General features: G+C 39.1%; 24 protein-coding genes and 9 tRNA genes. 23 read left to right on the forward strand and 10 right to left on the reverse strand.

Going from position 1 to position 24,915, the window contains the following annotated elements:
- Positions 1-24: 24 nt before the first annotated feature.
- The 7 genes from ACT3S9_RS06330 to ACT3S9_RS06360 all read right to left on the reverse strand — a co-directional run bounded on the left by ACT3S9_RS06330 (position 25) and on the right by ACT3S9_RS06360 (position 5,744).
- Positions 25-510, reverse strand: a complete 486-nt coding sequence (locus ACT3S9_RS06330) for a DUF305 domain-containing protein (RefSeq protein ID WP_441835638.1) — start codon at positions 508-510, stop codon at positions 25-27.
- A 159-nt stretch (positions 511-669) separates the two neighbouring features.
- Positions 670-1,188, reverse strand: a complete 519-nt coding sequence (locus tag ACT3S9_RS06335; protein WP_024591412.1) for a DUF411 domain-containing protein — start codon at positions 1,186-1,188, stop codon at positions 670-672.
- 10 nt (positions 1,189-1,198) lie between these two features.
- The gene (locus tag ACT3S9_RS06340) at positions 1,199-1,687 is read right to left on the reverse strand and encodes a YybH family protein (protein ID WP_165723891.1); all 489 of its coding nucleotides are present in this window, start codon (positions 1,685-1,687) and stop codon (positions 1,199-1,201) included.
- A 23-nt stretch (positions 1,688-1,710) separates the two neighbouring features.
- Entirely contained in the window at positions 1,711-2,619 is a 909-nt protein-coding gene (locus ACT3S9_RS06345) for a copper resistance D family protein (RefSeq protein ID WP_441835639.1), read from the reverse strand.
- Positions 2,620-2,630: 11 nt separating this feature from the next.
- Positions 2,631-3,038, reverse strand: a complete 408-nt coding sequence (locus ACT3S9_RS06350) for a copper resistance CopC family protein (protein WP_010558009.1) — start codon at positions 3,036-3,038, stop codon at positions 2,631-2,633.
- 22 nt (positions 3,039-3,060) lie between these two features.
- A complete protein-coding gene (locus tag ACT3S9_RS06355) occupies positions 3,061-3,924 on the reverse strand; it encodes a copper resistance protein B (protein WP_441835640.1) in 864 nt (287 codons plus the stop codon).
- Positions 3,921-5,744, reverse strand: a complete 1,824-nt coding sequence (locus ACT3S9_RS06360; RefSeq protein WP_192540503.1) for a copper resistance system multicopper oxidase — start codon at positions 5,742-5,744, stop codon at positions 3,921-3,923. The genes ACT3S9_RS06355 and ACT3S9_RS06360 overlap by 4 nt, the downstream gene beginning before the upstream one ends.
- Positions 5,745-5,910: 166 nt before the next feature.
- On the opposite strand from ACT3S9_RS06360, the gene ACT3S9_RS06365 reads away from it, so the two are divergent.
- Together ACT3S9_RS06365 and ACT3S9_RS06370 are read left to right on the forward strand one after the other, a co-directional pair.
- Positions 5,911-6,597, forward strand: coding sequence for a heavy metal response regulator transcription factor (locus ACT3S9_RS06365; RefSeq protein ID WP_002963239.1), 687 nt, complete (start codon positions 5,911-5,913; stop codon positions 6,595-6,597).
- Positions 6,587-7,984, forward strand: coding sequence for a heavy metal sensor histidine kinase (locus ACT3S9_RS06370; protein ID WP_024594350.1), 1,398 nt, complete (start codon positions 6,587-6,589; stop codon positions 7,982-7,984). The genes ACT3S9_RS06365 and ACT3S9_RS06370 overlap by 11 nt, the downstream gene beginning before the upstream one ends.
- A 942-nt stretch (positions 7,985-8,926) precedes the next feature.
- Here the strand turns inward: ACT3S9_RS06370 and ACT3S9_RS06375 are convergent.
- Together ACT3S9_RS06375 and ACT3S9_RS06380 are read right to left on the reverse strand one after the other, a co-directional pair.
- Positions 8,927-9,003, reverse strand: a tRNA-Pro gene (locus tag ACT3S9_RS06375).
- Positions 9,004-9,079: 76 nt separating this feature from the next.
- Positions 9,080-9,703 carry an arylesterase gene (locus tag ACT3S9_RS06380; RefSeq protein WP_441835647.1) on the reverse strand — a complete coding sequence of 208 codons (624 nt, stop codon included), beginning with the start codon at positions 9,701-9,703 and terminating at the stop codon, positions 9,080-9,082.
- Between ACT3S9_RS06380 and ACT3S9_RS06385 the strand changes: the two genes are divergently transcribed.
- From ACT3S9_RS06385 to ACT3S9_RS06480, 20 genes are all read left to right on the forward strand, one after another.
- The gene (locus ACT3S9_RS06385) at positions 9,704-10,423 is read left to right on the forward strand and encodes an ABC transporter ATP-binding protein (protein WP_441835642.1); all 720 of its coding nucleotides are present in this window, start codon (positions 9,704-9,706) and stop codon (positions 10,421-10,423) included.
- Positions 10,413-12,914 (forward strand): ABC transporter permease, encoded by a 2,502-nt coding sequence (locus ACT3S9_RS06390; protein ID WP_441835643.1) that lies wholly within the window; start codon positions 10,413-10,415, stop codon positions 12,912-12,914. Before ACT3S9_RS06385 ends, ACT3S9_RS06390 begins: the two co-directional genes overlap by 11 nt.
- 94 nt (positions 12,915-13,008) lie before the next feature.
- Complete coding sequence (ruvC, locus tag ACT3S9_RS06395) at positions 13,009-13,533, forward strand: crossover junction endodeoxyribonuclease RuvC (protein WP_441835644.1); 525 nt, start codon at positions 13,009-13,011, stop codon at positions 13,531-13,533.
- Between the two features lies 1 nt (position 13,534).
- The gene (gene ruvA, locus ACT3S9_RS06400) at positions 13,535-14,155 is read left to right on the forward strand and encodes a Holliday junction branch migration protein RuvA (protein WP_441835645.1); all 621 of its coding nucleotides are present in this window, start codon (positions 13,535-13,537) and stop codon (positions 14,153-14,155) included.
- A 7-nt stretch (positions 14,156-14,162) separates the two neighbouring features.
- A complete protein-coding gene (ruvB, locus tag ACT3S9_RS06405; protein ID WP_441835646.1) occupies positions 14,163-15,173 on the forward strand; it encodes a Holliday junction branch migration DNA helicase RuvB in 1,011 nt (336 codons plus the stop codon).
- Between the two features lie 811 nt (positions 15,174-15,984).
- On the forward strand, positions 15,985-16,689 hold the full coding sequence (gene tolQ / locus ACT3S9_RS06410) for a protein TolQ (protein ID WP_441836468.1): 705 nt from the start codon (positions 15,985-15,987) through the stop codon (positions 16,687-16,689).
- Complete coding sequence (tolR, locus tag ACT3S9_RS06415) at positions 16,676-17,107, forward strand: protein TolR (RefSeq protein ID WP_441836467.1); 432 nt, start codon at positions 16,676-16,678, stop codon at positions 17,105-17,107. Before tolQ ends, tolR begins: the two co-directional genes overlap by 14 nt.
- Positions 17,108-17,110: 3 nt before the next feature.
- Positions 17,111-18,016 (forward strand): cell envelope integrity protein TolA, encoded by a 906-nt coding sequence (gene tolA / locus ACT3S9_RS06420; RefSeq protein WP_441836466.1) that lies wholly within the window; start codon positions 17,111-17,113, stop codon positions 18,014-18,016.
- 9 nt (positions 18,017-18,025) lie between these two features.
- Positions 18,026-19,384 (forward strand): Tol-Pal system beta propeller repeat protein TolB, encoded by a 1,359-nt coding sequence (tolB, locus tag ACT3S9_RS06425; RefSeq protein WP_441836465.1) that lies wholly within the window; start codon positions 18,026-18,028, stop codon positions 19,382-19,384.
- A 35-nt stretch (positions 19,385-19,419) separates the two neighbouring features.
- Positions 19,420-19,959, forward strand: a complete 540-nt coding sequence (gene pal, locus ACT3S9_RS06430) for a peptidoglycan-associated lipoprotein Pal (protein ID WP_441836464.1) — start codon at positions 19,420-19,422, stop codon at positions 19,957-19,959.
- 13 nt (positions 19,960-19,972) lie between these two features.
- Entirely contained in the window at positions 19,973-20,728 is a 756-nt protein-coding gene (gene ybgF, locus ACT3S9_RS06435) for a tol-pal system protein YbgF (protein WP_441836463.1), read from the forward strand.
- A 168-nt stretch (positions 20,729-20,896) separates the two neighbouring features.
- Positions 20,897-20,972: transfer RNA gene (locus ACT3S9_RS06440), tRNA-Lys, on the forward strand.
- Positions 20,973-21,040: 68 nt separating this feature from the next.
- Positions 21,041-21,116, forward strand: a tRNA-Lys gene (locus tag ACT3S9_RS06445).
- Between the two features lie 67 nt (positions 21,117-21,183).
- A tRNA-Lys gene (locus ACT3S9_RS06450) sits at positions 21,184-21,259 on the forward strand.
- Positions 21,260-21,326: 67 nt separating this feature from the next.
- A tRNA-Lys gene (locus ACT3S9_RS06455) sits at positions 21,327-21,402 on the forward strand.
- A gap of 64 nt (positions 21,403-21,466) precedes the next feature.
- Positions 21,467-21,542: transfer RNA gene (locus ACT3S9_RS06460), tRNA-Lys, on the forward strand.
- 63 nt (positions 21,543-21,605) lie between these two features.
- Positions 21,606-21,681, forward strand: a tRNA-Lys gene (locus ACT3S9_RS06465).
- A 66-nt stretch (positions 21,682-21,747) separates the two neighbouring features.
- Positions 21,748-21,823, forward strand: a tRNA-Lys gene (locus ACT3S9_RS06470).
- A 124-nt stretch (positions 21,824-21,947) separates the two neighbouring features.
- On the forward strand, positions 21,948-22,988 hold the full coding sequence (gene nadA, locus ACT3S9_RS06475; RefSeq protein WP_444750831.1) for a quinolinate synthase NadA: 1,041 nt from the start codon (positions 21,948-21,950) through the stop codon (positions 22,986-22,988).
- A gap of 150 nt (positions 22,989-23,138) precedes the next feature.
- Positions 23,139-23,228: transfer RNA gene (locus ACT3S9_RS06480), tRNA-Ser, on the forward strand.
- Positions 23,229-23,247: 19 nt separating this feature from the next.
- Here the strand turns inward: ACT3S9_RS06480 and ACT3S9_RS06485 are convergent.
- Positions 23,248-23,634 carry a DUF2750 domain-containing protein gene (locus ACT3S9_RS06485; protein WP_444750832.1) on the reverse strand — a complete coding sequence of 129 codons (387 nt, stop codon included), beginning with the start codon at positions 23,632-23,634 and terminating at the stop codon, positions 23,248-23,250.
- 208 nt (positions 23,635-23,842) lie between these two features.
- Between ACT3S9_RS06485 and ACT3S9_RS06490 the strand changes: the two genes are divergently transcribed.
- Positions 23,843-24,886 (forward strand): alkene reductase, encoded by a 1,044-nt coding sequence (locus ACT3S9_RS06490; RefSeq protein ID WP_444751106.1) that lies wholly within the window; start codon positions 23,843-23,845, stop codon positions 24,884-24,886.
- Positions 24,887-24,915: the final 29 nt, after the last annotated feature.

Genomic DNA, 24,915 nt, shown 5'->3' on the forward strand with positions numbered 1-24,915 from the left:
GCTTTACTCCTTATGTTATGCGGTTTATTTATTTGAATTGAAATCTGGAACAGCTCTTAATTGTGCTTGAGCATTGGTTTGTGCAATGCCGTTTTGCTCTATATCTTTTAGGAGCCATTGCATTTCTTTTATTTCTCGCTCTTGGGCTTCAATTATATTTGTAGCTAGCTTTTGAACGCGTTTATCTTTGATTTTTGCCCTGTCACTGGTGAGTATGGCAATTGAATGATGTGGGATCATCGCCGACATCCATGAGCTATCATCAACAGTCGCTTGTGAGCGAACTAAAAATAAACTTCCTGCAAATACGGCAACACTAGCAATGAGTACTGTTATATTTTTCTTTTTATCTTTATACATATTGAGCATGAAAAGTAGCATTATCACTGCCATCGTGGCTCCCATATAAAGCGCCATATAAGTACGAGTTTCACTAAAATAAACATGACTAAGTTGGTAGGTGTTCAAATACATCAATACAAACATGGTTATTGTAGATGTTGCTATCATTAAAAAAATTTTGAATAGTGTGACATTGTATTGATCCTTAAAAGTTTTGTATTTTGTTTTTACATATGAGTAATCTTTACACTATCAAGCTCACAAATCAGTGTTTCCTGTTGTGTAAAATGGGTATTTAACAATTAACTCAAGAATTATGCCGTTAGGCTAAAATTGCTCGCTGGATTTACTTATGTATCTGTAGGTTTCTTCATTTGAGTTGTCAGTGAGTAGTTCAATATTATATTTGTGAAATATACCCTCCATTTCCATTCCGGGAGTGCCAATAGGCATGGCTGGTACACTTAAGCCTGTAATGTGCGGAGCGTGTTGCCCAGATAAAAACTGTTTTATATGTTTAGCGGGAACATGACCTTCAAATACAAATCCATCGGCTGACACGGCTGTATGGCATGAGCGCATATTAGGTTTTATTTGATACTGAGATTTAATCGACCCCATGTCATTAACGTTAATTGCTTTTGTTTGAATATTGTTTTCACTCAAATGAGCAATCCACTTATTACAACATCCACAATTTTTACTTTTATAAACGGTAAGCTCAATTTCAGGTTTTTCTGAATTTTCATAGATTATTGATGTTTTATGCTGTTTTTCGATACTCATTGCCGAAAATGACATAGTTAATGATAAAAAAAACGCTGAGGTAATGTAGATTACTCGCATTGTTAACTCCTTAATTAGACCAGTGAATATGAGTGATTTTCCAACCTTTATCGGTGTTTTTTAATGTGATTGATTCCATTCCCGTAGACTTAATATCTTTCCCTTTATACTTTCCTTGAGTTTTACTTCTTGAAATTGAGTAAGCTATGTCTCCATTTGTGTGAACTTGATGCTCTAGCAGTTCACTATCAACTGCACTTAAGAATTTCATATCCGCTATCATATGATGGTTCGCGTATTCATCTGCAGAACGCTCAACAATTCCGCCTTCAAAAATGACGACATCGTCGGCCAGTAATTTACGGGCACCTTTGGCATCGCCTTGTTTTAGGGATGCATGAAATAAGCTAACTGCCTTTGCAGCTTCGCTATCAACATTAACAAAGACCCAGCCTTTTTTTGTGTGCTCTTCATGGGTGTGTGCGTTCACAGCAAAAGAACTAACAGCGCTAAAAATTAGTAGCAATAAAATTTTTAAATTAGAGGATTTAATTAACATACATTTTCCTTTTTTATTAATCGTTAAATAGGCGGACCAACAAGTGTTGTAAATACACTTGTTGTAATAAGTACAAATAGGGCAATTAATATTTCAACAATGATCGAGCGTTTTAATATACTTATATGGTGTTGTTGAGTGATTTGCGGGACTAAAAAAAGCTTATGCCATGCACCTAGTAACAGCATCGCGCAGACGAGTAACAGCTTTAATAAAATTAGTTGCCCATAATTTGATGTAAACAATGCAGAAAATGACTCTAGGTACTGCAGGAGCAGAGTTAAGCCCGAAATAAGTAGTACAAATACAATAACAATAGCGAGTTGACCAAAGTAATGCATTAACCGCTTTACTTCACTGGTAGGTAGTAAAGTGCAGCTTTTGTAAAGCGGCCACAATGACCCTAACCAGCTCGCAATGGCAATAAGGTGAAAGGTTAAAATACTTTTCACTAACCCATTTTCATTTGCACTGTGCCCAGTAAAAGTGAAGCTATAAGCGATAAACCCAAGCATGATTAGTATAACGGCACCGTTTTTATAACCTGCTACGTTATCATCTGATTCCACACTCCACATACATGCGCTAATTAGAGCAATAATAAGCGCTGGTATTCTAAACGTTGCTTGGTCACCTATGACTGATTGCCAAACAATTTCAAGCATAAAGGGGTCAAACATTCCCATAAAGCCTGATTCAGCCATTGCTCCAGCTTCTATTGGTACTTGTAAAAGTGCAGCAATACTACCTGTAACTACACACGTAATTTGCCAACGTTTTAAGAACTGATAAAAGCTAATTAAGTGATGCCCTGCAACATTGCTGTTGCCACACATAAAGCGCATTAATAAAGTGCCCGCAAGCCCTGCAATTGCGATATAGCTTGCTAGTTTTAATAATAGTAAGAGTACTGACCATTCACTTAATTGCATTATGTTGCTACTTAATGATTATGTTTGCTGTGGGTATTAGATTGTTCTTGCATCATCTTATGCGATTCACTTTTGTGTACCATAAATCTAAACGTGTCGGTCATTTTATGTCCATCACCACCCAGTGCTGTCCATTTAACCGTGTAAGTCCCTTGGACTAAGCTCGGCAATGACCAACTAAAGTCTGTGCTTGGGGTAGAGCTTGGTTTGAAATCAAAGTTTATTGATTTATTTTTTTCATCTTTGATGATGACTTTTGCTAGCCTTACTTCACCACCAAAAGTTAACGAAAGTTGCTCTGGGCTTTTCATTAACATGGCTTCTTGCGCAGGTGTTGATTGCTTGAGTGATATATGCGCTGATGCGGAAAATGTAAGTACTAAACCTAAAATAGCTACTGCAGAATTAAAAAACTTCATAATTACCTCTTATTTAAAATGATTAAAACCAAAATTTAATACCCGCAACAAATGCGGTGTTGTTGCTACTTTGTCCACTTGATGTGGCATAGTCGGCGGTATTGCCAAATTTATTGCTCCATTCAACGCCAATATAGGGCGCAAACTGGCGTGTAAATTCATAACGAACCCTAAAGCCAATCGCGCTGCTTGATAGGCCACTTCCAAGTTCGTTTTGTTTATCGTTTTTGCCATAAAGTGTAATTTCGGCTCGCGGTTGTATAATTAGCTTTTGCGTGAGTAATAGTTCGTACTCTGCCTCTAACGTAAATGCGGTATTGCCTCGCTCACCTACGTATGCTGTCATATCAAGTTCAAACCAATAAGGGGCTAAACCTTGTAAGCCAAAAGCCAACCATTGCCGATTTTCACCTTCTTTATTGTAATCAAGACGAACACCTGCTTGAGTATCCCAATATGCTGATACGGCGTGACCCCATAAAATATCGGTTTGGTTTTCTTCAATACTTCCTTCGCTGAAATCACCCTCGGTTTTAATTACCAATCGATCAAAGGTAGTGCCGTACCATGCTTGTAAGTCAAATACACCTGCGTTTGCTTGCTCGTTATATTCAAGACGATCGCCTAGTAATGCATAAAATGGATGCTCATCAGCGAGTGTTAATCGTTCATTGCCCTCAAGCGCATATGGGCCTTCTGTTAAAGTTGTTCCCGCAGAGTAAGCATGTGAGTCTCTTGCATCTTTAGGTGCACTTCCTCCTTGTGGTTGCATCTTAGCGCTATTCATTTGTGCCATTTCACTTTGCGCTAATAAAGGGAAACTAATTAATGAAGCCCCAGTTAACATTAATAAACCGAATGATTTAGATAGTTTTAATTGTTTCATGATACGACTACCTCTCTAAACATACCGGCATCCATATGGAATAATAAATGGCAATGCCAAGCCCAGCGACCTACATCATGAGGGGTGGTTAAAAAGCTGATTCTTTGTGCGGGTTGAACAGGAATCGTATGACGTCGTACTTGCACATCACCTTGCTCGTTTTCTAAATCACTCCACATACCATGCAAATGCATAGGGTGTGTCATCATGGTATCGTTTTGTAAAATAACTCTTAAACGTTGGTTATGCTTCATATGCACTGGCGTGCTTTTACCAAATTCTAAGCCATCAAATGACCAGCTATAACGCTCCATGTTTCCGGTTAAATGCAGCTCAATTTCAGCTTCTGGCTCTTGCTGGTTAGTGATCCCTTCAAGTGAGTGTAAATCTGCAAGTGTTAAAACACGACGACCATTTTTACGTAAACCAATACCAGGATCATCAAGATTTGTTCTAGGCATATCAACGCGCATATCAACTGAAGCTCCATACTCCGTTTTTGCATGACGCACTTTAGAGCTGGCAACCGCTAATGGGTTTTCAGACATACCATGTTTGCTATGATCCATTGCCATTGCACCGTGGTCCATAGCGCTATGATCCATTTCTTTAGAGTTCATACCTGACATGCCTGCCATACCAGCCATTGCAGAGTGCTCACCGCCGTGGGTCATATTGCCCATCATATCGGTCATCGTTAACCATTCAACAGGGTCAAGTGCAGGTACTGGCGCATCAATATTAGGCGAGCTTGATAAAGTTCCTTTTGCGTAACCAGAGCGATCCATACTTTGAGCAAAAATCGTATAGGCATCATTTTTAGGCTCAACAATTACGTCGTAGGTTTCACCAGGGCCGAATCTAAATTCATCAACTGTCACTGGTTCAACGTTTTGCCCATCTGCTTGTACAACCGTTAGTTTTAACTCGGGGATACGCACGTCAAAAAAGCTATTACTAGAGCCATTAATAAACCTTAACCTAAGCTTTTCACCGACTTTAAATAATCCACGCCAGTTTGCCATTGGAGTACTACCGTTCATTAAAAAAGTCATTGCTGATGCAGATAAATCAGCTAAATCTGTAGGATTCATTCGCATCTGATTCCACATTTTTCGGCGCTGTAGAGCATTTGAAATACTGCTGCTTGAAACGTCATCGAAAAACTCTGGGACAGTGGGTTGATTGAAGTTAAATACATCACTCTGTACTTTTAATTTACGGAACAGCGCCATTGGGTCATCATCAGTCCAATCAGATAATTGAATAACATGCTCGTTATCTGCACTAATAATATCGTTTTCTCGCGGTTCAATAATTAATGCACCGTACATGCCTGTCATTTCTTGAAAGCCACTATGTGAGTGATACCAATATGTACCGCTTTGTTGCAGTTTAAATTTATAAACAAAGGTTTCGCCCGGCATAATGCCTTTAAAGCTGATACCTGGTACGCCATCCATTTGATACGGTAAAATAATGCCATGCCAATGAATTGAACTCGGTACTGATAACTTATTTGTTACTCTAATAGTAACGTCATCGCCTTCTTTGAGGCGCAAGGTAGGAGCGGGTATAGATCCATTGATAGTTGTCGCCATACGTACTACGCCAGTAAAGTTAACCGGCGATTCATCTATAACCAGATCAATTACTTCGCCGCTAAGTTCGGGTACAGTGCCTGTTATTGTTCCTGCTACTAAAGATGATGCAGCATGTAATACACTCGGAAAAGCAGCAAGTACACCTCCTGCAATTAAGCCTTGAACAAATCGTCTTCGTGGTGTGCTAACCTGTTGTGATGACTTTTTAAACCCCATTTCCTTACTCCTTCATAGCAGAATATGTATTGAGTATAGAAAATAGACCTGTCTTCAACATGACGCGAACATTACAAAGTTGTAATCTTGGTGTCATGTTGCTGTAGTGACAGATACTGCATAATATTTGCAGAGGTAGTTGTTAGGACTTTAATGAAGGAATTGTATGCGCTTATTAGTTGTTGAAGATGAAGCAAAAACGGGAGATTATTTAAAACAGGGACTAAGTGAAGCTGGTTTTCAGGTTTCTTTGGCGCGCAATGGTCTTGACGGCCATCACCTAGCAATGACCGAATTATTTGATGTAATAATACTTGATGTCATGTTACCTGACGTATCCGGTTGGAAAATTTTACAGTCGCTACGTGAAGCAGATAACAAAACCCCAGTACTATTTTTATCTGCTCGCGATAGCATAGACGATAGAGTAAAGGGGCTCGAACTTGGTGCTGATGACTATTTAATAAAGCCTTTTGCTTTTGCTGAAGTTTTAGCAAGAGTACGCACTCTTATTCGCCGTGGTGCAGTACAAACAGTTGACGATATACTGATCGTTGCTGATTTAGAAATGGATATTCCAAAGCGAAAAATACAACGTGCAGGCAAGCGTATTTTATTGAGTAATAAAGAGTTTAGCTTACTTGAACTATTGTTACGGCGCGAAGGTGAAGTACTGCCACGTTCGTTAATTGCTTCTCAAGTATGGGATATGAATTTTGATAGCGACACCAATGTGATTGATGTTGCCATTCGTAGGCTAAGAGCAAAAGTTGATGATGACTTTACTGTTAAATTAATTCATACAGTTCGTGGTATGGGCTATAAATTAGAGGTTGAAACTGATGGCTATTAAGTCACGGCCTTTATCACTTACGATGCGTGTTGTGTTGTTTGTGGCTGTAACCGTTATTGCGTGCTTAACTTTAGTTGCCACCTTAATAAATAGTTCGATAAAACATCATTTTTTCCAGCAAGATAGTAGTGAACTGCATGTTATTAATCAATCTATTGAATTAGTTTTAACACAACACTATAAATCAAACCTGAAACTTAAAAATGAATTATCTAACGCTGTAGCGGGTCATCACGGTGTTTACTATCAGGTAAATACCGCAAAAGGAGATCTCATTTTTCAAAGCTCTGAACGAGATTTTAGTGATTTTGTAATGAGTGCTAAGGCTTCAACTGGCTTTAACCGTAACAACATTACCTCATGGCAAAATGATACCCACACCTACCGAGCTCTGGTGAGTAATTTAAGTACTGGGCAACAGCAATACAAAATTACTACAGCGATAGACATGAGCTTTCATTTACACTTTCTCAATCAATTTCAGCAAAGCCTTTGGGCCATTATGTTTGGCTCAGCGGTACTCATTTTATTGGTGGCTTGGTTTGCTATACATCAAGGATTAAACCCTTTACGAGGTTTAAGTCAGAAAATACACGATATCCAAACTAATAAAATGGATGTAAGGCTCGATGAAAATAAAGTGCCTATTGAGCTTGTTAATATGGTGCAGTCGTTTAACTCAATGCTCGACAGGCTCCAGGGTGAATTTATTCGCTTATCAAATTTTTCTAGTGATATTGCTCATGAACTACGAACTCCACTAACAAATATAATTACTCAAACACAGGTTGGATTATCTAAAAAAAGGCAGTTGGAAGAGTATCAAGAATTATTGTTTTCTAACTTAGAAGAACTTGAGCGATTAACTAAAATGGTTAGTGATATGCTTTGGCTCGCAAAAACTCAAAATGGGCTAATTAAACCCGTTCAAAACACTCTAAAAAGCCATGATGAAATTGAAGTGTTATTTGAGTATTTTGACGCATTGGCTGAAGACTCATTGATTGCATTTAATAAAAAAGGTCAAAACCTTTGTTTTTATTGTGACAAATTACACTTTCGCCAATTATTATCAAACTTACTATCCAATGCAATTAGATACGCCCCAAAAGGCTCATCAATCACTGTAAACAGTGAAATGACCACCGCTGAAAAAATATGCATTTCAGTGATTAATACAGGGGAGAGAATACCTTCTGAGCATTTACCTTATTTATTTGACCGCTTTTATCGACCTGATAAGTCGCGGCAACGACACAGCGACGGAGCAGGTTTAGGGCTTGCAATAGTTAAAGCTCTAGCGCAAGCAAACGGTGGAGATATAGAGGTCAGTTCAAATAATCAAACTACCAGCTTTAAAGTTTATTTAAATTTAGTTAAAAGCTAATTATTAAAATCGATTAACTCAATGTTTGCTTGTAGCTCTTTGGCGAAGTTCAGCTAAGTGCTGTGAGTTCAACCACTCAAAGCTGCCTATCTTCTTTTAATTTCCAATTCACAGGTGTCCGGCATTTTTCAAGTTAGTTGTTGCCTTAAGTTTCAAACTTTTTGTTCGCTTAAGCATAAATCAAAACTCTTTAATTCTTGGTGCGGTCTTTTGCTGCCAATATGTTAGCCAGTAGGCGACTAGTAAACTAGCAATTGAAAATAAAAGCATAAATATAGCTTTAAGGGTGCTATCTCTTGTCGAATCATAAATTAATATAGGTATTGCAATGAAAGGGAGTGAACCTGCTATAGCTCGATAAAAACCTACTAGATTAAAACCAATTTGGTATGAAAGTGTATGTAATCTGTATTTTAATGTTCTACTAGAATCAGATAAAGAAAGACTGTATTTAGAAATAGCCCACACAATACTATGTAAAAGAGTTAGTAAACTAAAATAGTATATTAGATGGTCTGGTGGCGTAATTCCTTCGAAAAAGCTAACTAGGCCTTCTACACCCGAAAATTGTAATACTAAAAGGCAGGGTATTGAGCCAAACACAATTGCACAAATAATTTCATCAAATAATAAGGGTGAAGTGGTTTTTTTTGATCGATCTGCATAACATCCTCTATTGTACTTTTAGACTCAAATTACAATTTGAAAAACATGGAGACAAGTTAAATGTGTTTATTCTTTAAAATAATGATAAAGACGGTTTAGAAGGGTGCCATTAGCTGTCTTCCTATATATCCCCCCCTTTTATACCTTAAAATTATAAAATAATTTAAGGCAAGTATCGTGCGATAAATGTGCGACATATATTTAAAAATACTAATTTAATTGTGCGATAAAGAAGAGAGTTTAATTTATAACGAGTTGAAATAAAGAGGAATTAATTGGTCGGTATGGAGAGATTCGAACTCTCGACCCCTGCCACCCCATGACAGTGCGCTACCAAGCTGCGCCACATACCGACGTTGAAATGCAATAGTACGGCTTTTTTTCTAAAAATCAATAAGCTTTTGTTTGTTTGCATGTTTATTGAACGAACTAATCATTTTTAAGCCAGTCATTGATCGTTTTATACATGATATCGCGTATAAGTGGCTGGGCTTTTAGGTTGGGATGAATCCTATCGTTCTGCATTAGGTTGGCGTCAGGGGCAATATTTAGCATGAAAAAGGGCATAAGGTAGCTATTCGTTTCATCTGCTAGCGTTTCAAATGTATCGGTAAATAATTTGGTGTAACGTGGGCCATAGTTAGGTGGGATTTGAATTTTCATAATGGCAGTGGTGCTTCCAGCTTTTTGGCTTTTTGATGTTAATTCGCGTAGATTGGACGCTAAACGCGTAACAGGAAAACCGCGTAGGCCATCGTTACCACCAAGTTCAATAAGTACATGGGTCGGTTGAAATTCATCAAGAAGGCCATCAAGTCTTCTAAGTGCGCCGCCGGTGGTTTCACCGCTAATACTGGCATTGATTAGTTGCACGGGGGCTTGTTCAGAGTCGTATTTATCTTGTAATAACTTAACCCAGCCTTGTTCTTGTTTTAGACCGTAGGCGGCACTTAAACTATCACCTAAAATTAAAATTGTGTTGTCAGCGGCCGCGCTAAGTGGTTTGATAACTAAAAGTAAAACGAATATAAAACGTAGGATTGGATGCATAATATGTCAGCGCTTTCTCAATTAAATATTATTCAAGTTGAAGGACTTTCTAAAACCGTTACCACCGTTGAAGGTGACTTGCCTATCCTCATTGACATCAGCTTTAAAGTCAAGTCTGGTAATTCAGTGGCCGTGGTTGGTACATCGGGATCGGGTAAATCTACTTTACTTAGCTTACTCGCGGGGCTTGATCAATCTACACAAGGTTCAATTATTTTAGATGGTGAGCCACTTCATCAACTCGATGAAGAGGCAAGAGCTGCTTTACGGGCTGAAAAAGTTGGTTTTGTGTTTCAATCTTTTATGTTGGTACAAAGTTTAACCGCCCTTGAAAATGTAATGCTTCCCGCTGAGCTTGCCGGTAGTCAAAGTGCTAAAGAACAAGCGTTAGCTTTACTTGATAAAGTCGGTTTAAGTCATCGTGTTGGTCATTATCCTTCGCAGTTGTCTGGAGGTGAGCAGCAACGTGTTGCTATTGCTCGTGCATTTATCGGTACGCCAAAGATACTATTTGCCGATGAACCTTCCGCTAATTTAGACAGTAAAAATGGTAAAATGATTGAGTCTTTATTATTTGAATTAAATAAAGAGCATGGCACAACACTGATTTTAGTGACTCATGATGAAGCCTTAGCAGATAAGTGCCAACAGGTATTACATATTGAAGCTGGTCAACTGGTTGAATCACAAACCAGTGAGGGAGCAAAGACGAATGTGGGCTAAATTAGCATTAAAACTTTTTTCTCGTGAGTTTAGACGTGGCGAACTTACGGTTATTAGTGCTGCCATTGCGCTTGCTGTATTAACAGTTTTGACTCTATCTATGGTGACTGACCGGATAAGCCAAAGTATTGAGCAAAAAAGCAGTGCTTTTATCGCAGCTGACAGGGTGCTTGCTAGTAGTCATGTTTTACCGGATAAATACATTACAAAAGCACAAGAAAGTAATTTGCAAACAGCGCAAATTACTTATTTTGATACCATGTTATTTGCCAATGATGAAATGCAATTAGGTTCGGTAAAAGCAGTATCTGAAGGGTACCCATTGAAGGGTGAACTAAAAGTTAAAACAACTTTGTTGGGTAAAACTGAAGTTGCGGAGCAAGGCCCAACCCCAGGTTACGTGTGGCTTAGTGAATCTGTATTTTATGCCTTAAATGTTGATATAGGTGATACTATTGAGCTGGGCGCCGCTAATTTCACAATAGAAAAAGTGTTGGTTGAAGAGCCTGATGCGCCGTTTAATGTTTTTTCAAGCAGCCGAAGAGTATTATTAAATCGCTTAGATGTTGAAAAAACAAACGTAATTCAGCCGGGGAGTCGCTCCTATTACAGGCAGCTTTATGCGGGTGAACAATCCCAAGTTGACTCATTTTATGAATGGCTAAAGCCACAAATAAAAGAAAATCAGGAGTGGTATGGTGTTAAAGACCGTCAATCTCCAATTGCTAATAGTTTAAACCGAGCAGAAAGCTTTTTACTGCTGGCTGGGTTGTTAGGCATCATATTAGCTGCAGTGGCGATTGCTGTTTCGTCTAAACGTTACTGTGAACGCCAATACGATCCCGTTGCGATGATGAAAACACTTGGTGGTAGTCGCACAACAATTCGTAAAATATACTTACTGCATTTATCGCTAGTGTGCTCTATGTCGGTAACACTAGGGTTACTGGTAGGTTACGGTTTACAAGCCATAGCAACCAGCTACTTAGCTGAAAGTATGGGTACAGCGTTACCTGCGGCAAGTTATCAACCTTGGTTAATCGCGATTAGCACGGGTGTTATTTGCGCGGTTATGTTTTCAATAAAGCCATTACTTGACCTATTCGATATTCCACCACTTCGTGTTTTACGCCGTAATTTAGGCGATCGCCTATTAGTTAGTAAAGTTCATCTAGGAATGTCGGCAGTTACTGTATTTATGTTGATGTGGTTATTTAGTAATAATTTAAAAATCACTGCTATTTTATTTTTGTCGACTTTATTGTTAATCGGATTGTTATTTGGCCTATCTAAAGTTATTTTTGGTGGCGGTCGTAAACTTGGCCTACGCCCAGGGAACAGTTGGTCTTTGGCCATTGCCTCGATTCAAAAACGCTCGAATGCGAATGCGGTGCAATTGATAAGTTTTGCATTAGCAATTAAGTTATTACTGTTTTTAATTGTGCTTAAAAACGACATGATATCGGATTGGCAGTCGCAGTTACCCAATGATGCGCCGAATGCTTTTTTAGTTAATATCACAGATAGTGAATTAACCCCGGTTAATGACTATTTGGCGCAAAATGATATTCAAGTTTCTGAGTTCTACCCGACTATTCGTGGCCGTGTAAATGCTGTTAATGGTGAGCTTGTGGCGCGTGAAGTGTCATTACAAGACAACGAGAAAAAAGATGAAGAAGCTCGTTCAGGCATTGGGCGAGAGCTTAATTTAACTTGGCGTGATACACCGCCTAGCCATAATGAAGTAATTAATGGTCAGTGGTTCTCGTCTGATGCAACAGGTGAAGTATCTATTGAAGAGTCAATGCTCGAACGACTTGAAGTAGAGCTTGGTGATACCCTAACTTTTTTAATTGGTGCGCAATCATTTGATGCCAAGATAACCAGTGTGAGAAAAGTTAACTGGGCGACCCTTAAACCTAACTTTTTTATGATTTTAAGTCCTGATGTAATGGCGGACTTTCCGGCCACCTATATTTCATCTGTACGTATAGAGCCTGAGCAGAAAAAAGCGTTTAGTGAGTTGTTAAGGGCTTACCCTACAATTAATGCTATTGATGTCGAGAGCTTTGTAAAACAAATTCAATCAACTATTGCACAGGTATCGTTAGCTATTGGCTTTGTACTTGCGATTGTAGTGGTATGCGGCGCCTTAGTATTGATTTCACAAGTACAAGCAAGCCTGGGTGAGCGAATGCAGGAAATTGTGATTTTACGAACCTTGGGTGCAAAAGGACGGTTGATTAAAAATGCGACTCTATATGAGTTTTTACTATTAGGTATCAGTGCTGGCTTTGTTGCGGCAGTTGTCAGTGATGCTGCATTATTTATTGTGCAAAGACAAATGTTTGACTTAGCTGGAAAGCTACATCCACATATTTGGCTGATTGGTCCATTGGCTGGTGGGATTTTTGTCGCAAGTTTAGGGTATTTAATGATTGCCCAAATATTACGTAAAAATACTCAAGGCTTATTGCGTACCTTAGGGTAACCATATTAACTCGGATGCACATTATTTACTGGTAATTTATACAGTGCTCTGGCATTATTACTTCTATGATATGTATTAAGACTAGGGCACTGAGTTGGCAATAATTTTGGGGATAGATCCGGGTTCACGATTAACCGGCTATGGCGTTATTGAACTTAAAGGCGCTAAGTTTACATATTTAGGCAGTGGCTGTATTAAGCTTGCAGAGCATGATTTTCCAGTGCGCTTAAAAATGATTTACCAAGGTGTGAGCCAATTAATAGAACAATTCTCTCCTGATAACTTTGCTATAGAAAAAGTATTTATGGCCCACAACCCTGATTCAGCGCTAAAGCTTGGCCAAGCACGAGGAGCGGCTATTGTTTCTGCTGCGATGGCACAGCTTAATGTATTTGAATATTCAGCAAGGCAAATTAAGCAAGCGGTTGTTGGCAATGGCGGGGCAGATAAATCGCAAGTACAACATATGGTTAAAAATATTTTAAAGCTACCAGGTACTCCTCAAGCCGATGCGGCCGATGCATTAGCAATTGCCATTTGCCATGCTCACTCTGAACAAAACCTTATTAAACTTGCCGGTAGCGCATCAAAAACTGTAAGAGGAAGGCTTAGAAAATAATATGATAGGGCGTTTAAACGGTATTTTAGTTGAAAAACAAGCTCCAGAAATTTTACTCGAGGTGAGCGGTATTGGTTACGAAGTGCAAATGCCAATGACGTGCTTTTATGACTTACCAGTAATTGGTGAGCAAGCAGTTGTATACACTCACTTTGTTGTTCGTGAAGATGCACAATTATTATTTGGTTTTAATAATAAAATTGAACGCGCTTTATTTAGAGAGTTATTAAAAGCTAATGGAGTAGGACCCAAATTAGGACTGGCTATTTTGTCGGGCATGTCTGCGCAGCAGTTTGTTAGCTGCGTTAATAATGAAGATGCCACAAGCTTAGTTAAGTTACCGGGGGTGGGTAAAAAAACCGCAGAGCGTTTAGTGCTTGAAATGAAAGACAGGTTAAAAGATTGGGGTAATGACTTATTTACGCCGTTTAGCGATAATGCAGTTATAGCCCCAAGTAGTAATGATACGTTAGTTGCTAATAATGCCGCTGATGATGCTGTTTCGGCGTTAGTATCACTGGGTTATAAATTAGCGCAAGCACAAAAATCGGTTAAAGCTGTGAGCAAGCCTGATATGTCGACAGAGAATCTGATCAAAGAATCTCTTAAATCAATGTTGTGAGTAAACTATGATTGAAGCGGATCGTTTAATAGACGCCAACGAACAAAGTAATGAAGATTTAGTTGATCGTGCTATTCGGCCAAAACTACTTGTTGATTACACCGGTCAGCCGCATGTTAAAAAGCAAATGGAAATTTTTATTAAGGCTGCACGTAGCCGGGGTGAAGCGCTTGATCACTTATTAATATTTGGTCCGCCAGGGCTTGGGAAAACGACACTCGCTAATATTGTTGCCAACGAGCTTAATGCCAATATTAAAACCACTTCAGGACCCGTGCTTGAAAAAGCTGGTGACTTAGCTGCATTATTAACTAATCTTGAAGAGGGAGATGTCTTATTTATTGATGAAATACATCGCTTAAGCCCTCAAGTTGAAGAAATACTGTACCCCGCGATGGAAGATTACCAACTTGACTTAATGATAGGTGAAGGCCCCGCAGCGCGTTCTATTAAGCTTGATTTACCTGCTTTTACATTAATTGGCGCAACAACTCGGGCGGGCTCATTAACGTCACCACTACGAGATAGGTTTGGTATAGTTCAACGTTTAGAATTTTATTCAGTTGCCGATTTATCGACTATTGTGGCTCGCTCAGCACACTACCTAGAGCTTGAAATGTGTGACGATGGCGCTACAGAAATAGCTAAACGTTCCCGTGGCACGCCCCGTATAGCGAATAGATTGTTACGCCGTGTACGTGATTACACTCAAGTAAAATCAGACGGAACCGTTAATGCCGAGGTTGCAGAGCTTGCACTGAACATGATTGATGTAGATAAAAGTGGCTTTGATTTCATGGATAGAAAGTATTTATTAGCCATTATTGAAAAGTTTATGGGCGGCCCTGTCGGTTTAGATAATTTAGCGGCGGCAATTGGGGAAGAAAAAGAAACCATTGAAGATGTAATTGAACCTTTTCTGATCCAGCAAGGTTTTATACAGCGTACACCTCGAGGCCGCATTGCTTCTAATACTGCTTATCAGCACTTTGGTTTAACGCCAAGCGAGACTACGTAAAGTTATCAATAAGAAGTTTTAGTTACTTTGGTTATTAAAAATAGTTAGATAAAGCAATAACATTCGTTGTTGCTCCTTCCTCTACCAATAATTCACATGCTGTTAAGCTGTTAACCGCTATTGTTCTCAGGCAAAAAAAAGCCCGCACAGAGTGCGGGCAAACAACAAGTTGAAGGAAGTAATCTGGGGTATCTGTGTTTAAGCCTATTACGCTAACTTGCGTAATAGGCTTAAACGAGCAATACAAAAAATCATACTGCTAAAATACAAAGTCATTATGAAAAGTTTAATACTAATCATCTTGGCATAAGTGAATGATACGGTTTAGTTGGTTATATTTCAAACTAGAAAAATTATATTTTTAGATTAGAAAAACTAATGTCAGATTGTATTTTTATTTTACTTAAAATGCTTACTGTGTCTATTGTTACCAATATAGTATTGAATATAATAAGGTTGATATTTTATTAAGCTTTTTAGTTGGATTAGAAAATTTGTTATTTAGTGGGTGGTTTTGGGTTTTTATGCCATTAAAGTGAATAAAAGTTCTGCTTTGTGTTCTTTAAAGAAATAAATAAGCACTGTTCGCTGCTTTTGTTTAAGGTTTAATTAAATAAATCTGCTTGCCATCAATAATTAATTATTAGATATTCGTGTTTTAACTTTTTTGCTGGTAATTCACAGCAATGTCGTTGTCAGCAATGCGTTGACTATATACACTAGATAAAATTTGCAACTGTAGGCATGATACGTATTTACGTAACTGCAGTTTTATACATTATGATTTATAAAATCAAATTAGGAGTTTAATGTGGGAGCAGGGCTTAATTTTTTAGATTTAATTCTAGAAGCCAGTTTATTGGTTCAGTTGGTGATGTTGGCACTTGTGGCAATGTCGGTAATGTCTTGGGCAATTATTTTCCAACGTAAAAAAGCCGTTACTGAAGCATTTGCAAATGCCAAAAAATTTGAACAAAAATTTTGGTCTGGGACTGATCTCAGTAAACTTTATAATGAAATTTCATCTCGTGGTAGTAGTTCAAATGGTCTTGAGTCTATGTTTGTTGCAGGATTCAAAGAATTTGCACGCCATAAAAAAACCTCATTTCAAAGTGCTTCAATTGTAATGGATGGCGCTCATCGTTCTATGCGTGTGGCCTTATCTCGTGAGATCGAAAAACTAGAAAATAGTTTATCGTTTTTAGCGACCGTTGGCTCAATTAGTCCGTATATTGGTCTGTTTGGTACGGTGTGGGGGATCATGAATGCTTTTATCGCCTTAGGTGAGGTTAAACAAGCAACCTTACAAATGGTAGCGCCAGGCATCGCAGAAGCACTAATTGCTACGGCTATGGGCTTATTTGCAGCTATTCCAGCGGTTATTGCTTACAATCGCTTTGCTAATAAAGTTGAAAAGTTAGAGTCAAACTACATAAACTTTATGGAGGAATTCGCCAATATTTTACACCGTCAAGCAGCTACTCAAATAGAGGCAAAAGCGAATGTATCAGCGTAAGAAACGTCGTCCCGTTGCGGAAATAAATGTGGTACCTTACATTGACGTGATGTTGGTGTTGTTGATCATCTTTATGGCAACCGCGCCGCTTATTACTCACGGTGTAAAGGTAGACCTACCTAAAATGGAAGAGTCTGATCTGGTGGATACCAAAGATACTCCCCCAATCATTGCTTCTATAGATGCTCAAGGCAAATATTATGTGAGCGTTGGTACTGACCCTGAAGAACCAATGGAAGCTCTTGATGTTGCCGCAGTAATTAAATTGCAGTTAACGAAGGATCCAGATATTCCAGTAATGATCAAAGGCTCAGGTAAAGTGTCTTACCAAGAAGTATTACTGTTGATGGACTTTTTGAAAAATGCGGGTGTACCTTCAGTAGGTCTAATGACCGAGTCTTTTGAAGGGAATGGTTAGTTTATGCAAGCGTCGTTAATAAAATCAATATTATTGCATCTAGCGATTGGTGGCTTACTATATGCAACGGCTAATTTTCATATGCCTTCACCGAAGGTTATGGAAGTAAAACTTAATTCAGCCATTCCTGATACTGAAAAAGCGGTATCTGCGGTTACTGTGGATCAAAAGCTAGTTGAAGAAAAAATAACAGCTTTAAAAAAGAAGGAAGCAGATAAGAAAAGTGCTGAAGATAAACGTATTCGCGACTTAGAACGAAGAGCAAAGCAAGCTCGTGAGGAACGTGAGTCTGAAAATCGCCAGATTAAAAAGCTTGAACAACAACGCCGTGCAAAGGAAAAAGAAAAAGCACAAGCAGAGGCTCAAGCAAAGAAAGCGCATGAAATTGAACAAAAAGAACGCGAAAGAGCAAAACAAGCAGAAAAGCAAAAGCAAGCAGCTGAACAAGCAGCAAAAGATGCAGCAGCTAAACGTCAAGCTGAAGAAGATGCTTTGAAAAAAGCGGAAGAGGCGCGTAAGAAACGTGAAGCTGAAGCCAAACGAAAACGCCAGCAAGCAATGCAAGAGCAAATGCTACAAGAGCAACTTGCCAAAGAGCAAACGGCACGTGATAAAGTGCGTCAGCAGCAGGTAGTTAGTGAGGTTGATAAATATAAAGCGTTAATTATGCAGCGTATTCAGCAAAACTTATTGATTGATCAGAAAATGAAAGGTCAGCAGTGCCGTGTAAATATTCGCTTGGGCTTTAATGGCTTAGTAACACAAGTTAAATCGCTAGGCGGTGATAAACTAGTATGCGAGGCGGCGCTTCGTGCGGTTCGTATGGCAGATACATTACCGGTTTCTAAAGATAAAGATGTGTTTGAGCAATTGAAAAATATTAATCTAACAATCAAACCACAATTTTAAAGGAATGATATGTTCAACCAGTTAAAAACAATGTGTTTTATTTTATTATTAGGTTTTACTGGTGCTGCATCTGCAGCCCTTGAAATCGTGATAACAGAAGGGGTCGACGGCGCAAGACCAATCGCCATTGTGCCATTTAAATATAATGGTGTTGGGCCTAAGCCGAGTAACATTAGCGATGTCGTTGCTGCTGACTTAATGCGCAGTGGTAAGTTTAAACCGATTGAAGTTAATCAAATGCCACAACAGCCAAGCAAAGATAGTGAAATAGACTACGCTGCGTGGGTAAATAAAGGTGTTGAAGCGATACTTGTTGGCCAGGTTGAACAACAAACTGATGGGCGTTATTTAGTCAAATATCAGCTGGTTGATGTCATTCGCGGTCAAATCACTGGCGGCGATACACAGATGATGAGTAATGGTAAACTAGTTAAAAGCGAAGACCATATTCAAGATGCGCGTGAAAGTGTGATTAGTGAATCGGGCTTTCGTCGTTATTCTCACCGTATTAGTGACGTGGTATATGAAGCGTTAACGGGCGAAAAAGGTGCGTTTTTAACCAAAATAGCCTACGTTATAGTACGTGATAATGATGATAAACCATATCAACTAGTTGTAGCAGATTATGATGGGTTTAACGAACAAGTGTTATTACGCTCTAAAGAACCACTAATGTCACCAGCATGGTCGCCTGATGGAACTAAACTTGCGTATGTAACTTTTGAAAATCGTCAAAGTCAGATTTATATGCAAGACTTATATACAGGTAAGCGTGAATTACTCAGCAGTCACTCAGGTATTAACGGTGCGCCGCAGTTTTCACCAGATGGTAAAAAGTTATTGCAGGTATTGTCAAAAGATAAAACTGGGGCAACAGAAATCTACGTTTTAGATTTAGCAACCCGAAAAGAAACGCGTTTAACACGCCATCGTAGCATAGATACTGAGCCATCATGGTTTCCAAATAGTAAGGAAATTGTGTTTACGTCTGAAAGGGGTGGTAATGCTCAGATTTATAAGTTAAATTTACAAACCGGTAGGTCAAATCGGATGACTTTTGACGGTGATATGAATCTTGCAGGATCAGTTTCACCAGATGGAAAAGAATTAGTGATGGTAAACCGTACTAACGGACAATATCATTTAGCTAAGAAAGAGTTGGCTACAGGCGCGTTTCAAGTATTAACAAGAACACGCCTAGATGAATCACCGAGCATAGCGCCGAATGGTTCGATGATTATTTATAGCACGCTTCATAATAATAAACAGGTACTTGCGCTAGTATCGATGGATGGTCGCTTTAAAGCACGTTTACCTGTGCTAGACGGACAAGTAAAGGCACCGGCTTGGTCGCCTTATTTACAGTAATATTTGCTGGTTTACTCAATATAGGAATCTACTTAATGCAACTTAATAAAATACTAAAGGGCCTGCTAATTGCTGTGCCAGTGATGACATTAGCAGCTTGTAGCTCATCTTCAGATATCGATGAAGGTATGGCTAATCAATCTAACCAGGGAACTGAACAGGCCAACCAAAACAATAATGTTGAAGTAGCTACGTTGACACCTGAGCAAAAAGCTGAAGAAGCACTTCGTGAAAAATATGAAGCTCTTCGTCAAGAGCAAATTATTTACTTCGATTTCGATAAAGCGACAGTTGAGGGTAAATATGCTGAATTACTACAAGCACATGCTGAGTTTTTAGTACAAAACTCTTCAGTTAAAGTATTAATTGAAGGTCATGCTGATGAACGTGGTACGCCAGAGTATAACATTGCGCTTGGTGAGTATCGTGGGCAAGCTGTGGAAAAATACCTACAAAGTTTAGGTGTTTCTGCAAGCCAAATGTCTGTAGTGAGCTATGGTGAAGAAAAACCAATGGTTAAGTCACGTACAGAATCAGCTTTCGCTAAAAATCGTCGTGCGGTATTAGTTTACTAAGATAAGAGATATTATGAAGCCGAAAATTATTTTGGCAGCCATGGTATTGAGCGGGAGCACCCAACTATGGGCTGCTCCCGCTCCTGTTTCAGAGGCTGCAAGTTCACAATCAAGTATCGAAAAACGTTTAACTGCGCTAGAAAACATGATGCAGTCGCGTAACTTATTGCAGGCAGAACTGCAACAACAGCTAAACTCATTACAAAACGAAGTAAGTCAGGTACGAGGTGTTACTGAAGAGCAAAGTTATAAGCTCGAAAAAGTACTACAGCGTCAACGTGAGTTGTATCAAGAAATTGAGAACCGTGTTAGTCAAGCATACACACAACCTGAAAATACAGCGCCTAGTGATGATTACAGTGATGCTAACTCAACACAAACATATAGTTCTGACTTGTCTGAGAACGAAGCTTACGAGCGTGCTGTGGCACTCATAATGAAAGATAAGCGCTATGATCAAGCAATTCCTGAATTTAAAACGTTCTTAACTACGTATCCAGACTCGGTGTATACACCTAATGCACATTATTGGTTAGGACAACTGCTAACGATTAAAAATGATCCTGCACAAGCCTCTGATCATTTTAAAGTAGTGGTAAATGAGTTTCCTAATTCAAATAAACGACCAGATGCTATGTTAAAATTAGGTACGCTGCTTTCAGAGCAAAGTTTAACTGATGAAGCATCAAAAACCTTTAATGACTTAATAAACCAATACCCAAGTACCACCGCTGCAAAATTAGCCACAGAACGCTTATCAAATATGTAAAATGACCTTGATTAGACTGCTTTTTAGCATAAGCGGTCTAAAATTGGTCAACTAGACATAAAAACTTAAAAAAAGAGACGTTTTCTGTTGCACTCATTTTTTAAATAAGTATTATAAGCGCCCGCAGCAAACGAATGGTTACCCCAATCGAAATGCGGAAAAAAGAGCGGGTTATTAGCTCAGTTGGTAGAGCAGTTGACTTTTAATCAATTGGTCGATGGTTCGAATCCATCATAACCCACCATTTATTATTTAAGTATAATGAATGGTTTTAATCGGCGGATTTACGCAAGCTTTAATAAGCATCAGAGCGGGTCATTAGCTCAGTTGGTAGAGCAGTTGACTTTTAATCAATTGGTCGATGGTTCGAATCCATCATGACCCACCATTTATTCTTTAGTGTAATGAATGGTTTTAATCGGCGGATTTACGCAAGCTTTAATAAGCATCAGAGCGGGTCATTAGCTCAGTTGGTAGAGCAGTTGACTTTTAATCAATTGGTCGATGGTTCGAATCCATCATGACCCACCATTTATTATTTAAGTATAATGAATGGTTTTAATCGGCGGATTTACGCAAGTATAATAAGCACCAGAGCGGGTCATTAGCTCAGTTGGTAGAGCAGTTGACTTTTAATCAATTGGTCGATGGTTCGAATCCATCATGACCCACCATTTATTTTGTGTAATGAATGGTTTTAATCGGCGGATTTACGCAAGCTTTAATAAGCACCAGAGCGGGTCATTAGCTCAGTTGGTAGAGCAGTTGACTTTTAATCAATTGGTCGATGGTTCGAATCCATCATGACCCACCATTTATTTTAGTATAATGAATGGTTTTAATCGGCGGGTTTACGCAGTTCAATAAGTATCAGAGCGGGTCATTAGCTCAGTTGGTAGAGCAGTTGACTTTTAATCAATTGGTCGATGGTTCGAATCCATCATGACCCACCATTTATTTAAGTATAATGAATGGTTTCAATCGGCGGATTTACGTAAGCTTTAACAAGCAATCAGAGCGGGTCATTAGCTCAGTTGGTAGAGCAGTTGACTTTTAATCAATTGGTCGATGGTTCGAATCCATCATGACCCACCATTCTTGATATTATTCAGTTTTATATCTTTATTTCCCGCAGAGTTCACTACCACCACTGTTATTTAGTTTTATATTCTCGTATAATTCACCCTATATATGCACTGTAGATTTAAGTGGTCGAGAAATGAGTTTAGCTCAAACTATTATGCCAGAAGGTTATATCTTTCCTCCTAAGCCAGCTCCATTAAATATTGAAGAGCAAGCGCAATATAAAGCACGTATCAAACAATTATTAACGGATAAAAATGCGGTACTTGTTGCCCATTATTATACGGATCCTGAAATCCAAGCGCTTGCTGAAGAAACGGGCGGTTGCGTTGCTGATTCACTTGAGATGGCTCGCTTTGGCGCTAGGCACGATGCAGATATGATCGTCGTAGCTGGGGTTCGTTTTATGGGTGAAACTGCAAAAATTTTGACTCCCAATAAAACGGTAGTTATGCCAACGCTTGAGGCAACCTGTTCACTTGATATTGGCTGTCCGATTGATGAGTTTTCAACATTTTGTGACCAGCACCCAGATCGTAAAGTAGTAGTGTATGCAAATACATCTACTGCCGTAAAAGCGCGTGCAGATTGGATCGTTACCTCATCGTGTGCGCTTGAAATTGTAGAGCATCTTGATGAAATGGGTGAAAAGATAATTTGGGGTCCAGATAAACACCTAGGCGCATATATTCAAAAAAATACCGGCGCAGATATGATCATGTGGAATGGCGCCTGTATTGTTCACGATGAGTTTAAAACCAAAGCCTTAAAAGACATGAAAGCACTTCACGCAGATGCTGGCGTATTAGTGCATCCAGAGTCACCCGCTGAAATTGTTGCACTGGCTGATGCCGTTGGCTCAACTAGTCAGTTAATCAAAGCCGCACAAACGATGGATAATCAAAAGTTTATTGTTGCAACTGATCGCGGTATTTTTTATAAGATGCAACAGTTGTGTCCTGAGAAAGAGTTTTTTGCAGCCCCGACAGCAGGTGATGGAGCAACATGTAAAAGTTGTGCACATTGTCCGTGGATGGCAATGAACGGCCTTAAAGCAATTGAGGAAGCATTACTTGATGTAACCGGCAAAGAAGTGTTTGTAGATATGGATCTACGTGAAGGCGCACTCAAGTCGCTTAATCGCATGCTTGATTTCTCAGCATCATTACAACGCTAAGTTCGATTACAAAGAAAAGGCCGTTAATTTAATGATTAACGGCCTTTTTTGTTTGTTTACTAGGCAGTTAAAAAGCAATAATGAAAAACACCTTGCACCTAAGAGCGCTATTTCATACTATTATGCCGAGTTACCAAATGGTAACCCTGCGGAGGGATGGCTGAGTGGCTGAAGGCGCACGCCTGGAAAGTGTGTTTAGGTTTATCCCTAACGAGGGTTCGAATCCCTCTCCCTCCGCCATTATTTTGCCTAGCAGTATTTAGTAACGCTTTTTAGTTGCGTTTAACTGTGTATCAAATTCATCAGGAAATAATATAGTACCGTCGTCGTCTTCGGTAGGGAATACGGCGATAAGTAAATCATCTTGTTCAAGTCCTCTGGTCCAACGACTTTGCCAGTCTTTTACTGGAATTGCCTTAGCAGTACAATTTTCCCACTCATCGGTTGCCCATGTTTCGGCATAAATGCGCTCAGGCCAAACAGGCACGCAGTCGTCGTCTTCATTTACCAGCATAACGCAGCCGTCGTCATCATTTAAAATCCACACTTGCTTATATTCTTGTACGGTTTCAAACATAAAAGCGAGTCGTTTTTTTGCCCCTAGCGATAAAATAGCATCATCATTTTTTTTAATTGCAGTCGTCATAATTGGCTCACTCTTTACTATTTAATTAGTTCCTTAATAGTATATCGAGTTATATGACACTATGTTGAAAGTTTTGCATTTAATTTTATATCTAGTATAGCAAAATTATTATTTTGAAAAATAAATTGAGCGATCATTCAAAATAGGGCTTGAATATTTACCAAGGTGACTATATCTAACAGTTATACAAAATAAAGGATCGATTATGATGACTACTGATTTACTAGCACCGTTTAAATTAAATAACAGTATTGAGCTACAAAACCGTGTATTAATGGCACCCTTAACCCGCTGTATGGCAGATGATAATTTAGTACCAACTCAAGCTATGGTTGAGTATTATGCACGCCGTGCAGATGCGGGCTTAATTATTAGTGAAGCGACAATCATTCGCCCAGACGCACAAGGTTATCCTAATGTACCGGGGTTATTTAGTGATGAACAAATTCAAGGTTGGAAAAAAGTCACCGATGCGGTACATGCAAATGGCGGTAAAATGTTTGCTCAACTTTGGCATGTCGGCCGCGTTGCACATCCGCATTTTTTTGACGGGGAAGTGCTCGCACCTTCTGCAATTGGTATTGAAGGCTCAGTTCCAAGAATGCGTGAACTGACATATCAAACGCCTAAAGCTGCCACTACTGAAGATATTAAAGGGTTAGTCGCTGATTACGTAAAAGCAGCAGAGAACGCGATTGAGGCAGGCTTCGATGGTATTGAAATTCATGGCGCTAATGGTTACTTGCTTGACCAATTTTTACATTTTGCGTCTAATCAACGTGGTGATGAATACGGACAAACTCCTGAAAACATGTCGCGCTTTCCCCTTGAAGTAGTTGATGCAGTGATAGCTGCAATCGGCGCTGAAAAAACGGGCCTTCGTTTATCTCCAGGGGCTTATTTTAATATGGATGAAGACAACCGTGATAAAGCTGTATTTGATTACCTTTTAAGTGAGTTAAATACACGCGAGTTAGCGTATATTCATGGTGGTATTTTTGACGATAGCATGCGTTTTGAAAGCCTAGATAATCAAACTATTTCTGAGTATTTACGTACTAACTACACAGGAACTTTAGTGGGGGTAGGTAGCTATGATTTTGACAGTGCCAAACAAGCTATTAGTAACAATAAGTTTGATTTAATTGCCATAGGCCGTGCCTTTATCGCTAATCCTGATTACATAGAGAAACTAAAGCAGGGGCAAGAGCTTACCGCCTATAGCGATGAAATGCTTGCTGAACTGGTGTAGTTATTACTGAACGCATATTGATTTACTAA

This window comes from Pseudoalteromonas sp. AOP31-A2-14 (assembly GCF_052378035.1).
In the GTDB taxonomy this organism is placed as follows: Bacteria; Pseudomonadota; Gammaproteobacteria; order Enterobacterales; family Alteromonadaceae; genus Pseudoalteromonas.

What these genes read in the sequence shown, in the direction of transcription:
- ACT3S9_RS06345 (WP_441835639.1), bottom strand. Translation starts at nt 2,619, where the DNA reads ATGCAATTAAGTGAATGGTCAGTACTCTTACTATTATTAAAACTAGCA.
- ACT3S9_RS06360 (WP_192540503.1), bottom strand. Translation starts at nt 5,744, where the DNA reads ATGGGGTTTAAAAAGTCATCACAACAGGTTAGCACACCACGAAGACGA.
- ybgF (WP_441836463.1), top strand. Translation starts at nt 19,973, where the DNA reads ATGAAGCCGAAAATTATTTTGGCAGCCATGGTATTGAGCGGGAGCACC.
- tolA (WP_441836466.1), top strand. Translation starts at nt 17,111, where the DNA reads ATGCAAGCGTCGTTAATAAAATCAATATTATTGCATCTAGCGATTGGT.
- ACT3S9_RS06330 (WP_441835638.1), bottom strand. Translation starts at nt 510, where the DNA reads ATGATAGCAACATCTACAATAACCATGTTTGTATTGATGTATTTGAAC.
- pal (WP_441836464.1), top strand. Translation starts at nt 19,420, where the DNA reads ATGCAACTTAATAAAATACTAAAGGGCCTGCTAATTGCTGTGCCAGTG.
- ACT3S9_RS06490 (WP_444751106.1), top strand. Translation starts at nt 23,843, where the DNA reads ATGACTACTGATTTACTAGCACCGTTTAAATTAAATAACAGTATTGAG.
- ACT3S9_RS06365 (WP_002963239.1), top strand. Translation starts at nt 5,911, where the DNA reads ATGCGCTTATTAGTTGTTGAAGATGAAGCAAAAACGGGAGATTATTTA.
- ACT3S9_RS06355 (WP_441835640.1), bottom strand. Translation starts at nt 3,924, where the DNA reads ATGAAACAATTAAAACTATCTAAATCATTCGGTTTATTAATGTTAACT.
- nadA (WP_444750831.1), top strand. Translation starts at nt 21,948, where the DNA reads ATGAGTTTAGCTCAAACTATTATGCCAGAAGGTTATATCTTTCCTCCT.
- tolR (WP_441836467.1), top strand. Translation starts at nt 16,676, where the DNA reads ATGTATCAGCGTAAGAAACGTCGTCCCGTTGCGGAAATAAATGTGGTA.
- ACT3S9_RS06385 (WP_441835642.1), top strand. Translation starts at nt 9,704, where the DNA reads ATGTCAGCGCTTTCTCAATTAAATATTATTCAAGTTGAAGGACTTTCT.
- ACT3S9_RS06335 (WP_024591412.1), bottom strand. Translation starts at nt 1,188, where the DNA reads ATGCGAGTAATCTACATTACCTCAGCGTTTTTTTTATCATTAACTATG.
- ruvA (WP_441835645.1), top strand. Translation starts at nt 13,535, where the DNA reads ATGATAGGGCGTTTAAACGGTATTTTAGTTGAAAAACAAGCTCCAGAA.
- ruvB (WP_441835646.1), top strand. Translation starts at nt 14,163, where the DNA reads ATGATTGAAGCGGATCGTTTAATAGACGCCAACGAACAAAGTAATGAA.
- ACT3S9_RS06390 (WP_441835643.1), top strand. Translation starts at nt 10,413, where the DNA reads ATGTGGGCTAAATTAGCATTAAAACTTTTTTCTCGTGAGTTTAGACGT.
- ACT3S9_RS06370 (WP_024594350.1), top strand. Translation starts at nt 6,587, where the DNA reads ATGGCTATTAAGTCACGGCCTTTATCACTTACGATGCGTGTTGTGTTG.
- tolB (WP_441836465.1), top strand. Translation starts at nt 18,026, where the DNA reads ATGTTCAACCAGTTAAAAACAATGTGTTTTATTTTATTATTAGGTTTT.
- ACT3S9_RS06350 (WP_010558009.1), bottom strand. Translation starts at nt 3,038, where the DNA reads ATGAAGTTTTTTAATTCTGCAGTAGCTATTTTAGGTTTAGTACTTACA.
- ACT3S9_RS06340 (WP_165723891.1), bottom strand. Translation starts at nt 1,687, where the DNA reads ATGTTAATTAAATCCTCTAATTTAAAAATTTTATTGCTACTAATTTTT.
- ACT3S9_RS06485 (WP_444750832.1), bottom strand. Translation starts at nt 23,634, where the DNA reads ATGACGACTGCAATTAAAAAAAATGATGATGCTATTTTATCGCTAGGG.